Annotated in this window: 7 protein-coding genes; 1 reads left to right on the forward strand and 6 read right to left on the reverse strand. The window is 52.4% G+C overall.

The genetic code is table 11. From position 1 onward, the window contains the following. Positions 1 to 17: 17 nt before the first annotated feature. From L6472_RS00730 to L6472_RS00755, 6 genes are read right to left on the reverse strand one after another with little or no spacing between them, the layout of a single operon-like run. Positions 18 to 3,605: a glycoside hydrolase family 38 C-terminal domain-containing protein gene (locus tag L6472_RS00730; RefSeq protein ID WP_237806277.1), complete on the reverse strand. Its 3,588-nt coding sequence runs from the start codon at positions 3,603 to 3,605 to the stop codon at positions 18 to 20. Between the two features lie 42 nt (positions 3,606 to 3,647). Further along, positions 3,648 to 5,579 carry a glycoside hydrolase family 97 protein gene (locus L6472_RS00735; protein WP_237806279.1) on the reverse strand — a complete coding sequence of 644 codons (1,932 nt, stop codon included), beginning with the start codon at positions 5,577 to 5,579 and terminating at the stop codon, positions 3,648 to 3,650. A 6-nt stretch (positions 5,580 to 5,585) separates the two neighbouring features. Beyond that, complete coding sequence (locus tag L6472_RS00740) at positions 5,586 to 8,633, reverse strand: C10 family peptidase (protein WP_237806281.1); 3,048 nt, start codon at positions 8,631 to 8,633, stop codon at positions 5,586 to 5,588. 36 nt (positions 8,634 to 8,669) lie between these two features. Further along, positions 8,670 to 9,935 carry a hypothetical protein gene (locus tag L6472_RS00745; protein ID WP_237806283.1) on the reverse strand — a complete coding sequence of 422 codons (1,266 nt, stop codon included), beginning with the start codon at positions 9,933 to 9,935 and terminating at the stop codon, positions 8,670 to 8,672. 12 nt (positions 9,936 to 9,947) lie between these two features. Continuing rightward, complete coding sequence (locus L6472_RS00750) at positions 9,948 to 10,874, reverse strand: SusF/SusE family outer membrane protein (protein WP_237806285.1); 927 nt, start codon at positions 10,872 to 10,874, stop codon at positions 9,948 to 9,950. Between the two features lie 13 nt (positions 10,875 to 10,887). Then, positions 10,888 to 13,314, reverse strand: coding sequence for a glycoside hydrolase family 31 protein (locus L6472_RS00755; RefSeq protein ID WP_237806287.1), 2,427 nt, complete (start codon positions 13,312 to 13,314; stop codon positions 10,888 to 10,890). A 509-nt stretch (positions 13,315 to 13,823) separates the two neighbouring features. Between L6472_RS00755 and greA the strand changes: the two genes are divergently transcribed. Further along, the gene (gene greA / locus L6472_RS00760) at positions 13,824 to 14,291 is read left to right on the forward strand and encodes a transcription elongation factor GreA (RefSeq protein ID WP_237806290.1); all 468 of its coding nucleotides are present in this window, start codon (positions 13,824 to 13,826) and stop codon (positions 14,289 to 14,291) included. Positions 14,292 to 14,306 lie beyond the last annotated feature (15 nt).

Here is a 14,306-nt window from a genome sequence, read left to right on the forward strand (position 1 = left end):
ACAAGGCTGCGAAAAACTTATTCATAGAGTCCAAATTCATAGATACGTGTAGCATCGTTAGGACGTTGTGCGGGACTGACAACGTACAGACGTACGTAGCGAACACTGGCTGGTCTGAAACGACGGTCAACGATGTCGTTGCGGTTGTTGTCAAACATGTCGAGTGTCTGCCATTCCTCGGTGGCACTGTTGCGACCTTGCAGCAGACAGGTGCGCGTGATGCACGACTGGTCTTCTGCGCCAGCGTTGAGCAGATACCACCGACTGATGGTGGTGGGCTGACCGAAGTCGTACACCACATAGTTGGGGGCATCGGTCACGTCGCACCATTTTGTCTCTGCATTATCATCGGTCAGGTTGGCGGCACGCTCGTTGTCCTTGCACTCGCCAGAGACAGCCACTACCTTGGCCTTTTTCAGCAGGTTGTCCTTGAGGCTGTCCTTGCTGGCATCACCTTTCTGTTCGGTACTCTTCATAGAGGTCTGGAACAGGGGTGCCGCAGCTGTGGTGCTGCTGTCGTCGTTGGCCAGTGTGGCGGCAAAGAGGACGATGTGCTGGTCGGCTGGCAGGATCACCTGGGTAGCCTCGGCAGGGAGTTCAATTCTCAGCAGATACATATAGGTGAACTCATAGGGCTCGTCGCCGGCAGAAGAGTGGCGGTGGGTGCCTATGTAGGCTACCTGAGCATCTTTCAGATAGGCTTCGGTCTGACCGTCATGGCCCCACTGTCCGATGAAACCGGTGTAGTTGGGCACGGTGAGCTGCTGATTGAACGTCTGCTTGCGACCTGTCACCTTGAACTGTGCCTGACGGTCGTTCTTGTCGGAAGCTGCCAAGAGGTAGAGGTGACGGTAGTGCTTGTCGGTGGGCAACAGCAGGGTGTCGCCATGACAGGTGTGACCGTTGGCTGCGTCTGTATCGCCGAAGGTGAAGGGGATGTCGTTGACAGTCAGACCTTCTGTAGGCAACAGTTCTGCAGCATAGCTGTAGCCGCCTTCGAAATTGGATGAACCGGTGAAGGCATTGCTGCTGAAGCAGTGGCGGTCGAAGTCGAGAGCCAGCTGCTGACAATCTACAGCCTGACGCTGTGCGGGGCGCTTCAGGGTGACCTTATAGGTCTTCACGCTGAAGGGCTTCAGTTCTACTTGCAGCGAACGACCATCGAACTGTGCTGCACCAATGGTGCGCTCGGTACCGTCGGCCTCGACAGCCAAGGTGACGTCAGCAGCGAAGGTGATGTTGGCTTTCTGGTTTTGCTTGCCGCTCAACTCGTAAACACGAACCACATACTCGTTGCTGCGCTCTGCACGTTTCAGGGCACGAACCATCACTTGGTCGTTGTCGGAGCTGACAAAAGAGAAAGAGCGGCCGAGGGTGCCTTGATGACGGGTGGTGCGGAAGGTCTTCAACGGACTGTTCAGGGCTTTCGACTGCTGGTTGACTGCTGCCATGTCGAGTGCGCCTTGGTGACCGATGAGACTGTAGGTGAAGACATGGTAGCCCATGTCCTGGCGAGCCTGATAGGCATAGTTCTTTTTTACCTTTGGAGAGTAGAGCAGCGACAGACGCATGGTATTGTCGCAGGGCTTGTCCCAACCATAGCGAGAGTCGGTCAACAGGCTGACGCCATAGTTGTCGGAACGGTCGGTGAGGTCGGCCCATTCGTGTGCATAGACTTCAAAGAGGTGGTCTTGGTTGTTGGGGCGCTTCACGCTGCCCAGACCGATGTCGTAGGTGGTTTCTTTGTTGCTGACGCTGAGTGGGAACTCAGCCTTCAGCAGCGCATTCTCGGAACGCCAGTCAACCTCGTTCTCGAAGTCGATGCGGTCGATGGGACCATGATTATAAAGGTGGATGCGCTGAACGATGTCAGACGTTCCATACTTCTTGCGGATGATGAGTGTCTGACGCATGGCACCTTTCTCTAAGGCAATGCTGACTCCGTCGTGAACGGCCACGGGCTCGCGGTCGAGGGTGGCTTTCTGGATTTCCCATGCGGGCCATACTTCAGAGAGACAGTCGTCGAAGACCACCAGGCGGAGGCTCTTGCCGCCAGCCACCAACTCCTTGTTGGCGCGCTTGTCGAGCAGTGAGGTGATGTCGCCATACTTATCTACCTGCAGACGATAGGCTGCATTCTCGATGATGGTGCCCTGCTGGCTGACGGTGCTTGTCTTGCCACCGGCCTTGAGGCTATAAACGGCGTAACCGGTAGATGGTACGGTGGCGTGGAACAGCAGCAGTCGCTGTCCGTTCTTCTCAATAATCTGTGAGGCTACGCGCTTGCCGTCGGGACCGCTGACCTGGTAGCTCTTACCGTCGTTGATGACTACCTGTGCGATGCCGTCAACGGGGAAGGTCTCGTTGTTGTACACCACGATGGGTTGTCCAGCCACTTTGGTGTCCAGTCTGGAGGCAATACCGTTGATACTGTGCGTCATTACATCGGAGAAACCTTTCAGACTCAGCAACTCGTCGTTCCATGAAAACTCGTAGGCACGAGGTATGCTGGTGCCAGTCAGGTCGTCGTGGAACTGGTGCCAGATGAAACGCTGCCAGGTGTCGGTCAGTTGCTTGGCGGGGTATTGGTTGACACCCAGCCAGTCGGCCACAACAGCCGTACGCTCAGCGGCATCGCCAAGGTGTTCGTTCTGGCGGTTATAGAGTTTCATGGCTGCCTGTGAGGTGTAGCAGCCATTGCCGTGCACGTCCATGGGCAGTTCGCCGTCGAACACGGGCAATTCGGGATGGTCTTCGTAGGGCAGGTAGTCCTTGTACAGTTGGTCGCTGGTGGCGCTGATGATCTCGATGGGACCATCGCCTTTAAGACCTTTCTCCAAGGCGCGGACCGAGGGGATGTTGGGCGAGCCACCGGTGTCGCCGGTGCCATAGTAGCGATAGACGGTGTTCAGCGGACTCTCCTTGACCTCGCGCTGCAGCTGCTCGTTCTTCGACAGGTCTTCGTCCTTATAGCGCTGACCATAGCCAAAGCCGTGGGTCATCATGATGCGACTGCCGTCGATGCCCTGCCACAGTCCTACAGTGAACGGGTAGCGGCGGTTGCCCTCATAGAAGGGTTTTACGCGCCAAGCCAACTTCTGCGACGAGAAACCAATCAGGCCGCAGTGGCTGGCCAGGGTGGGCAGTGTGTAGCTGAAGCCGAAGCAGTCGGGCAGGAAGATGTCGGTACCCTCGGTGTTGAACTCCTTACGGTAGAAGTTCTGACCCAGCATGATGTTGCGCATGAACGACTCGGGCGAACAAACCACGGCTTCGTTGGCATCCCAACTGCTGCCTGTGATGTGCCAGCGACCGTCGGCCACATATTTCTTCATCTCTTCATAAAGGCTGGGGTAGTACTCCTTCATCCAGGCATACTTCACAGCACCTTCGAAGTTGAAAATGTAGTCAGGATAAGTCTTCAGAAGGTACAGGTTCTGAGTCAGAGTCTTGCGGATGTGGTCGCGGATGGTGGCCTGAACATCCCAGTTCCACTGGGTGTCGAGGTGAGCGTCAGAGACCATATATGCTTTCATCTTCTTTTCCTGAGCGGTGGCGCCCAGGGAAAGAAGTGATAAAGCGATAATCAGTATTTTCTTGTTCATGGTTAATGGATGTTTTAGTTTATAGGTATTGGAAAGGATGCCTTACTCGATGACACCACACCAGCCACCGTTGCGCACCAGCTTGATGGTCATGGTGGTAGCAGGCGACACGGGCTGTTGGCGCTTCTTGTAGTCAACAGCAATGCGATAGGCATTCTTGCCATCCTCGAAAGAGGTGAGCTGACCGCCGGTCTTCAGGAAATCGAGGTTCAGCGTGAGCTCTTGTGCATCGTTGGCGGTGATGGCACCCAGATACCATTTGTTGCCCTTGCGCTTGGCCACGGCATAGTAGCTGCCTGCCTTTGCTGCCAGCACGCGGGTCTCGTCCCAAGTGGTGGGAACAGATGCAATGAAGCGGGTGCACTCGTCTTCGCGCAGATAGCGGGTGGGACTGTCTGCCAGCATCTGGAAGGCACTCTCGAAGACTACATACATCGCCATCTGATAGGCGCGGGTGCCGGTGCCCTGAGGCAGTGAGCCACTGCTGTGGTTGTCTTCGGGCTGTGCCGACTGCATAGAGCCGGGGGTGAAGTCCATGCCGCCAACAGCATTGCGCATGAAGGGTTGCCAGATGGTGTTCTCGGTGCGGCACCACTGGTTGTTCTCCATTCCGCGAACGCCTTCGTAAGAGATGATGTTGGGATAGCGCATCTCAAGACCTGATGGCTTGAACGATCCGTGGAAGTCAACCATCAACTTATTGTCGGCGCAGGCCTTGGCCACGCGCTCGTAGAAGTTCACCATCCACTGGTCGCTATGGTCCATGAAGTCAACCTTCAACCCCTTGACGCCCATCTTTGCATAGTAGGGGATGAGGTCCATGTTCTGCTCTACGGTGAGCCAAGACAGCCAGAGGAACACGCCTACACCTTTCTCACGGCCATAGTCCACCAGCTCTTTCACATCGATGTCATCGATGGTGACGAAGGGGTTGCGCACGTCTTTGTTCCATCCTTCGTCCAGGAGGATGTACTCAATGCCGTACTTGGCAGAGAAGTCGATGAAGTACTTATACGTCTGGTTGTTGATGCCAGTGACGAAGTCAACATCCCACACGGTCCAGTGGTTCCACCAGTCCCAGCTTACCTTTCCCGGACGAATCCAAGAGACGTCGTTCAGCTGGCTCTTGCCACCCAGGATGCGCTCCATCTCGTTGGCAGCAATGGTGGCATCGTCGCCAATGACCAGGAAGCGCCAGGGCAGACTGCGGTTTGCAGAGGTGCGGGCGATGTAGTTGCCCTCTTGTGTAATCTTCTCGCTACGGTCGCCCCATGGTTCCCATTTCTCAGGAGAACGGGGGAACAAAGCGGTGAGTCCATTGTTGCCGGTGCTCTTGAGGAACATGTTGGGATAGTCGCGCAGGTCGCTCTCTGAGAAGAGTAGCTTGGTGCCCGAGGGTGATTCCAGCAGGATGGGCAGGTGGGTCATCTTGTCGTCAGCCTTATAGGTGCTGGTCTGAAGATGAGAGTATTCTTCTTCATAAGATGTCATGAACGAGCCACACTGTGAGAGGTGGGCTGTCATGTCCTGTGCCAGGTTGAGGGTCATGCCTTCGTTGATGATGTCGGTGGTGCCTTTGCCTTTCAGAATGAAGCGATAGGCCATACCATTATCATAGGCGCGGAACTCCACATCGTAGTTGTCGGCAAACTTTAGGGTCAGCACGTTGGCCACATTGGGTGTTACAGCGTTTTTCAGGGGGACCAGATTCTTGATTTGTTCGTTGATAGTAGAACGCTTGGCTTGGCGCAGACGTGGTTTGATGCCCAATAGCTTCTTGCCGTTCTGCAAGGAGATGGCGCTGGGGCTGAGCAGTTGCTCGGCTCCCTTTTCTACAGAGAAAGCCAGGCTGTCGCCGACCTCTATGTTTACACGGATGTCACCATTGGGTGATGTGAGAGTCAAGGCTTTCTGTGCCATCATGCTCAGTGGCATCATGGCGAGGATAGCCAGGTTAAGGAATAATTTTCGCATAGTTTTTTAGTGTTTGATAAATTTTTTATTGTTAAGAATGTAGATTCCTTTCTGTTTGCCCGAAGAGCGGCGGCCCTGCAGGTCGTAAATGATGTTAGAGGACTGTTGGCGGCCGATGGTGGTGATGCCCAGCACCTCTTCCATGCTAATGACAATATCCTCAGCCTCTGCAGGTGCTACAAGCCATGCGCGGAAAGCATCTACCGGTGTGGCAGCCTCGGCATGAACAAAGGCGGTGCCAGCTTCGTTGATGACCATGGCGTCTGCGCCTGTGCTGCTAGCGTTTGTAGTACCAACAAACTGATAGTTGTCGGTCATGGCCTTCATGGCAGATGCAGAGTTCAGCACGGTGGCGTCTTTACTATAAAACGTAATTGTGTCCTGTTTTGTTGTGTAGAAGATGTGAGGTACACCGACTTCCATCTTATCTACAGCTTCGAAATGGGCTATGCCGTCTTCTTCGCGGTCGAATGCCTTAACAACGGTGTGCGAAGGAAGCTGAGAAACCTCGAAGGGCAGGGTGATGGTCTCCCACTTTGCCGTGTTGGCTGGGCGTTTATATTCAATCTCCTTGGCTGTGAAGCGCTTGGGCGCCATGAAGTTCTTGCCGTCAATCAGGGTGATGTGCGCTGCCTCGCCGTTGATGATGGCATTGGCATTCTCCAGACCTCTGGTCTCTTTAGACAGGTAGTAGAGCGTGTTGGGGTTGTTGTTGGGACGCACCGTTTTGATGAGGCTATTGATGGTTGTCATATCCACAGCTACGGCTTCGGCAGGAATGGTGTAGGTCGATTTTCCGGCAGTACCCTTCAGCTCGTTGTTGGCAGTCCAGTAGATGACACCTTTTTGGGTGGTACCCATGTCTTTCAGACCACCACCGTTGATGTCGCCACCCTGGCTGTCGCCATAGATGATGCTCATGTTGTATTTAGCTCCGGTAGCGAGGTTGTTGAAGTCGAAATTCAGTTCGGCGGTCTCACCTGGTTCGATGTGGGCAGGCACCATGATACTGTTGGCACCATAGAAATAACCGTTGCTTTCCAGTTTGAACAGCCAGAGGCGGATGTTGTCGTCATAAGCTTCGTCGGCGTCATTATGTACTTTTACCGTGCCCTGCATGCGGTTGCCATAAACGCTGCTGCCAGTCATGTTGTTGATGGTATGAGAAACATAGCGCAGGTTGCGGTTGCGAGTGATACCCTCGTCGGTGATGTCAACAGTGGCATGAGCAATGATGTTGTTGCCACGGTTGTCGGTTGAGAGCCAGATGTTCCAGGTGCCCGTCTTCTCGGGTTTGAAGATGAACGAGCTGGTGGTTTCGCCGCCTTCGGTCATGGTGACAGCCGTGCGTCCGATGCTTTCACCTTTATCTTCGGTCTGGCTGACTAAGATATGAATTTCGCGATAGTACTCGTCGGCATTGTTCTTGAAGTTCACGCAGATGGGCTGGTTCTCGTTGACCTTATGGTTGCCGGGGAACGTGATGCCCGTCACGGTGACGTCCTCAACGGGGTGCATGCTGAGTGTGATGTTGTTTTCTCCGTCAACCTCTGCCAGGATATAGCGGATGGCAGGGTTTACGTGGGTCTGCCAGTCAGAGCTGGCACTGCGCTTGCTGATGGGCACAATGTGATAGCTGCCTGGTTGCAGATTGCCAATCTGGAATTCTAATCCGAAATAATAGTTGACGCCGAGGTCTCTGTTCAGTTGGCTGGCGATAGGTGTGATTTTACCTTCCTCGTTGATGTAGCCAATACCCATGTCCCACTGACCACTGACGCCCGACCAGTTGACGTAGTTGGCAAAGAACTTGTTCCCAGAGCGCAGTTCCCAGTCGTTGACCGTCAGTTTGGGTTGCTCTCTGGGAGCGGTGATATTGTCGGGCAAACGCAGACCGATGATAGCGTCCTGTCCCATGTTGTAACCGTCGGGAGTGGCGCTGGCGCCAATACCACTGTTGTTGTCGGGCGCCATCACGTCGATACGGAAGTAGCCATCATCAAGACTGCCCCATCCCCAGTTGACGTGATAAAGGCCTTGAATATCATAGCCATCAAGCACAAAAGCGTGCGCGCCACCCGAGTTGGAAGCTGCAAAAGCAATGGGATGACCAGTGGCAAGCTCGTTGTAGAGCAGGTTGTTCCAACTGTCGATGCTATGATTGCCGCGTGTTTCGATGTGTGCACCGTCATCAAAGCCGAAGTTGTTGATCAGCGTCTTGACACCTTCGGGGAAGCCCGCGCCCGACGAGGGACCATAGCCCATTTTACAGCCGACACCGACGTAGAGCATCAGTTGGGCGATGGCGGTCTTCTGAGCCTCAGTCTCGCTGCCGTTATAGTTGTCGAGCATATTGTCCCAGTCAATCGCAGCACCTTTTCTGATACCCTGTATGGTCACGGTGCGTTTGCCGTTGTTCGTGTCGTAGTCTATCGTATAGCTTGGGATAGTGCGCAACAACGCCTCAGGTTGGCGATAGTAGTTGATGACCTGGGCGATGGCAGTTGCCACACATCCTGTGGCACTGCGGTCTCCCTCGGTGCCATCCTCCTTGATATAACGCGGACAGAGGTCGTTGTAGGGACTTCCCTGGTTCCATGTGGTGGTCATCAGCGGAGCAATGTTATGCTTCGCGGGCTGTGGCATAGGTTTGGCATCGGTAGTCTTGGCTGCCGCTTTTTTAATGTTAGACTTGCCAATGTTGTTGATTTGCGTCTCGTAGCTGTTCAGCAGCCATCTCAGTCCTTCAGGCATGTTGTCGGCATCGAAGTGTCCTTGGTCCGTATAGCCTAATACCGATGGCGTACGGTCGTCGCCCGAGATAATAACAAAGCCACGGTTAGCGTCGGCATTGAAGATATAATAGGAAGCCTCGTCGGCAGTGCCTTGCCCCAGACGTGGAGCTTTGGCGGGTGTCTTTTCCGAAAGGTTGATGCCGCGCTCGCTCAAGAACTGACGAGCCTGCTGACGTGCTTGGTTGACAGATACTGTTGCTGCTTGCAAAGAAAGGCCCATGAGCAGAGCCATAGCAGTTGTAATTTTGTGCTTAATCATTATTACGTTTTGGTTATTTAGTTTGGTTATGTTGTTTTATTTCACTGTGAATTTGTGTTGGCCTTTCACGTAGATACCTTTGCGATGAGGCTGCTGTACGGGTTGTCCTTGCAGGTTGAAGACCGTATCGTCCTTGCTTGCTTGGCTCACGGTCTTGATACCTTCGGTGTCGTCTATCTTTTCGATTTTCAGCGAACTGATACGCAGTGTCCAGGCTGCCAAACGTGGGTAATCACCGCCAGTCCAGCTGTTGCTGGTGCCGGTCAGGTCGGCCTCCTGATAGGCAGTCAGTCGATAGCCTTCGGCCAATTTCATAGACATGACCTCCTTCATGCCGATGCCGTGGTTAGACAGCTCACCGGCGCAGTAGGTGCCAGGTGCCAGACTGACGGCATAGCCGCCATAGCTATTCCTGCTATAGAGCGTAACAACAGGTTCCTCGTTTTGTTTCGGTGGGAACACACGGTTGATTGCCGAAGCCCACTTGTTCAGATCCCATGTCTCATCGTTATAGACCCAGAGGAACCCACCCGTCACGTTGTTGTTGTCGTGCCAAGACTGCATCTTCTCTATGCAGGCTGTAAGGTTTGAGCCATCTTGGTAGTTCTCACGACCTGCATGTAGGGGAATGTTGCCAAAATGCCAGTCGTTGGGATTGTTATAGGCGCCACCGCCATAACACTGAATCAGCACACAGTCGCATGCACCAGTATGCTTGTTGTTCAACTGTGATACCAAGTTCTGCCAGAACGACTTGTTCATGTAGGGAGCCACGGTCGTCTTATAGCCCAACTCGTACATCATGCTGTGGAACTTCACTGCGGTGCTGACATCATAGCAGTGTTCATCATCGTTGTTGACGGCCTCAACCCAGGGAAGAGCCTCTTTCAGAGCCTTGAAGTTCTTGTAGAGAATGGTGTTTGAGCCAGTGCCTTGAGCGTTGATCAGATCCTTGATGCGATAATACGACTCGTTGCCCCAACCGCCAATGCAAATCTCCAAGCGCTGGATGCCTGTAGGCCAAGTCTTGAGTGCCTCCACATCCTCGACGTAGTGAGGCTGCTTGTTGGCAAAGACATAGACGCCATCCTTACAGATGGTCTCGCCATCGGTGGTTAGTGTACCATCGGTTTCCACGTTGACATTGAATAGAATGGCATAGGTGAAACCAGAGTTTTTCAGTTTAGTTACGGTGTTAGGACGCTCACGTCTGATATGACCGCCCACATAGATACCCGATTGGGCTGCCATATCGGCAGCCCATAAAAGGGTGATAAGCAAGGTTGCTATCAGTTTACTCATTATTACAAATTACTATTTATTATATCTTCTTTTCGCTACTTTAATAATCCGTCCGTCAGTTCTTCGTATGATGTTTAGTCCAGGACTGAGCGATGTTCGTTTCATGCCGTTCAGGTCATAGACCGTGGCTGGTGATTCTGTCTCATTGTCCATTGTGCTGATGCCCAGTGTTTTCCGTATCTGGTAACTGCTTGCAGGCACCATTTCTGCATGGACGGTCTCGTCGTAGAGATTCACGGTGATACGGTATCTGCCGTTCTTTGACACCTTCCACTTGTTGTCGTTGCCACCGATACATACTTGTTGAGAATTGAGGATGTCTTCACCATGCTGGTAGGGGTGAAGCTCGCGTGGTCCCCAGGTCATCTGCCCCTCAAGTTTGAAGTAGCCAGGTTCCACCACATTGTTATAGATGCCCAGTTCGCCCTCCCATGTGAAGATGTAGGGATTCTCATGGTCGCGCACGAAAGGCAGCATGTTGTCTCGTTTCCATTCTGTGTTGTCGGCGCCGTTTGGGATGGCACTGCCAGCTATCAGCAGTTCGTTCCATGGGAAGAACAGTTCTCCCTGCAGTTTTTTGCTGCCGGGCAAGACAACAAAATGGTAAAGGTCTTCTTGGAACGAAACGACCCACCCGGGCTGGCTGGCATCCTTGGTGGTCACATAATAGAGCCCGTTGTTGATGAGGTAAGAATCAGTCAACTGTGGTTTTAAGAATTGGGTGACACCCTCCTGATAGGTGGCGGTAGTCATCACTTTTACCTCGCCGACGTTCAGCGCACCTTTGAAGGCAAAGTTGCCGTTTGGCTGTTTCACCAGTTGTTGGGTGCCCTCGGGCACCGCACTTCCTGTAATCCAAAGGGCCGTGAAATCTTGTGCTGCCATTGCAGAAGGCAGTAGCAGTGCTATCAAGAATAGGATGGTTTGTATCTTCTTCATAAGGGTTTAATACTTATTGGATGGCTTTCTGTGTTGTTACGATGCCGTCGCTCCAAGTGCGACGCACGATATAAGGATGACCGATGACGGGACGTGCCAGTTCGCGACCTTGCATGTCGAAGAATCTCTCGCTCTTCATGTTGCGTGTGGTCGTGTCTTGGATATTCTCGGTCCAGTGTTGAATTTCGATTGTTGCAGATGTGTTGCAGCTGCGCTTTTCAATACCCACAGTGACAATGCCCGTCGTTTCATCGTAAGTCCACGTGTCAACGGTCTGACCGTCAACCTTCACACAGTCGGGCTTGGTCTCGCCCATGAACATGACAGTGTAGCTGCGCATCTCGACCATGCCTTTGAAGGCGCCTTCACGCGGTCTGATGCTTACTATGCGACGGTCGGTACCCATGGTCTGCGTGATGGTGGTGTTGGTGTAGGCTCCCTCCATATACCCTTGGGTGTCGCCCTCGTCTTCGTAGAGAACAGTGCTGCCATCGGCGCCAGGGATGATCTTCAACACCAGTTCGTCAGCCTGCGATTTCAGGTTGTCCATGTGAGGATTGCATGGAATGACAGCACCAGCCTTGATGAAATAAGGAATCTCGTTCATGGCATAGTAGTCGCTGATGGTCTGTTCGCCTTCTATCAGTCGATGGCGGCAGACATCGTACCACCTACCCTTGGGAAGCCATGTGCTGCGGAAAGTCTTGTCGGCATCTTCCGATGCAGTGGTGACGGGCGATACCAAAATGTCGTCGCCAAACATGTATTCGCCCTCTTGGCGATAAGACTCGTTTTCCTCGGGCCACTCGTAGTAGAGCGGGCGACAGATAGAGATGCCCGTGTCGTAGGCCTGACGGGCAGCCGTGTAGATATAGGGCATCAACTCGTAGCGCAGGTTGACGCAATCCAGCAACAAGGGGAAGTTGTCGTACTTCCAGATGCGGCGCTCATTGCCAGCCTGACTGGCACCGTGAGTGCGGAAGATGGGGCTGAACACACCAAACTGCAGCCAGCGCAGCATCAGTTCAGGGTTGGTTTCGCCTATCTGCAGATGACCACCAATGTCGTGGCCCCAGTAGCCGAAGCATACGTTAGAGGCAGTGGCGGTGAAATAAGGCTGGAAAGTCAGTGAGCCGTAGGTGCCATAGGTATCGCCCGAGAATCCGATGGGATAGCGATGGCTGCCCATACCACCCCAGCGATGGAATATCATGGGGCGACGGTCTTTGCGGTTCAAACGCATATCGTTGAAGAACACGTGGTTACACCAGAACGTCTCGCTCAGTCCTGGGGTGGCGTCGCTGGTCAAGTTCTGCTGCCAGTCCAACCACCAGAAGTCCACACCTTGTTTTTCGCGGTCGCGTATGATACGGTCAAACATGGCACGATAGAACGTAGAGTCTTCAAGCTCCCAAGGAATACGATCCACATTGGAACTCAGTCCCATGTCGTCTCTCATCTCCGAGAAGTGCTCTTCGTAGCTGGCCACGCCATCGGCAGGGTGCAGATTCAATGACACCTTCAATCCCTGCTCGTGCATCCATCTGATGAGTCCTGTGGGGTTAGGAATGATATTCTTATTCCAGGTCCATCCAGTCCATCCGTCCAGATGCCAGTCCATATCCATGATCATGACGTCGATGGGTATCTTGTTCTTTTGGATTTCGTTGACCAGATTGACGAAGTCTGTCTGTGTGTAGCGCTGATATTTGCTGTACCAGTAGCCCAGGGCGTAGAGTGGAGGCAGAGGCTGTCTGCCCGCAATCTTGATATAGTCGCCAATGGCTTTTTTATAGTTGTGGCCGTAGCCCATGAAATACCAGTCGTAAGCATTGACATCTACGGGTTTTGCCACCCAATCGATGCCATCTACCTGCTTGTCGAAAGCAAAGGTCGTCGAACCATCACCACGCGTGGTGCGGGGCGACTCGTCAATGATGGCCCATCCGCCGCGCGAGATGATACCGTCTTCCAAGTCATTGCGGTAGTTGTCGCCGCTGCCGCCGTCCAGTGTCCTTCGCGTACCTTTTAAGTTAAGAGCATCTTCTTTTCCTGGATACCAAGTCACGTTGACATCGTTCACCTTCATGCTGATGCTGAGGTTGTTGGGCGACTTCATGTTGGGGTTGATGGTAGAGCCCTTCTTGTAGCGGAGACAGAGCTTGTCTGTCTCGATGTAGAGGTAGTCACCCTCCTCGCGAGTGGTATATTTAGGTACCGTCAGGCGACGATTGATGACAGCAAACGTGGCACGATCCTCAAATTTTGAGGTGGTGCTGTACTGAATGCGAATCATCTCTGGAGTTAACACAGTGAATCGTGCACGGCCCGAGGTGACGATGGCATCTGGGTCTGCCTGAGGATCGGGATGATCTACTGCTGCGGTCAGCTGCACCACGCAGCCGACCAACAGCATCAACAAAGAAACAATTTTCTTCATTCTAACAATAAAAACCTAACTAAAACTATTACTAACTTTTTCTTCGGCAAAGTTCGGCATTTTTATCCTAATTTGTTCAAAGAAACCGAATTGTATAAGTGGTTTTTCTATTATACAAAATGTAACAGTTTGATTTTTAGACTGTTGAATTTTTGCTGATGCTGGTTTTGTATTAACATAATATTGGCTTATTTTGATTATACTGGGGTTCAAAGTTACAAATAATAATTAATTTTGGGCCCTTTTTCCCGAAAGAAAGAGTACCGCGGCATCACTTTTGAACAAATTTTTTCCTTGGCTGACACAGAATTTTCCATACCGTCACTTCAAGCTAAAAACACTTTGTGACAAAAAAATTTGGTTGATTCAGGAAAAATGGCTACCTTTGCCTGCGATATAAGAATAAGGTAAAAGAAGAAAAAGCGATAACGAGGATTCCGACTTTACGAGATAGTCGGGATTCTTTGTTTTATGTTTTTTCCGTATTTTAAGAACCAAAAATTGTAAATATGTCATACATGTCACAAGAGGGCTATGATAAGCTCATAGCCGAGTTAAAACGTTTGGAGGGCATTGAGCGCCCTAAAGCATCGGCCGCCATCGCTGAAGCACGCGACAAAGGCGACCTGAGTGAGAACAGTGAGTACGAGGCCGCTAAGGAGGCTCAGGCACATCTGGAGTCGAAAATCAACCAGTTGAAGCAGGCCATCACCGAGGCAAAGATTGTTGATACCTCTCGTCTGAGCACCGACTCGGTACAGATTCTGTCGAAGGTAGAGATGACCAACCTCGCCAACAAGGCTCGCATGACCTACACGATCGTCAGCGAGAGCGAAGCCAACCTGAAGGAAGGTAAAATCTCTATTACCACGCCTATTGCCCAGGGACTGCTGAACCACAAGGTGGGCGACGAGGTAGAGGTGCAGATTCCGCGTGGCACCATCAAACTGCGTATTGAGAAGATCACGATTGAATAAACTGTGAGTTGAGAA

This window comes from Prevotella sp. E13-17, from assembly GCF_022024035.1.
In the GTDB taxonomy this organism is placed as follows: Bacteria; Bacteroidota; Bacteroidia; order Bacteroidales; family Bacteroidaceae; genus Prevotella.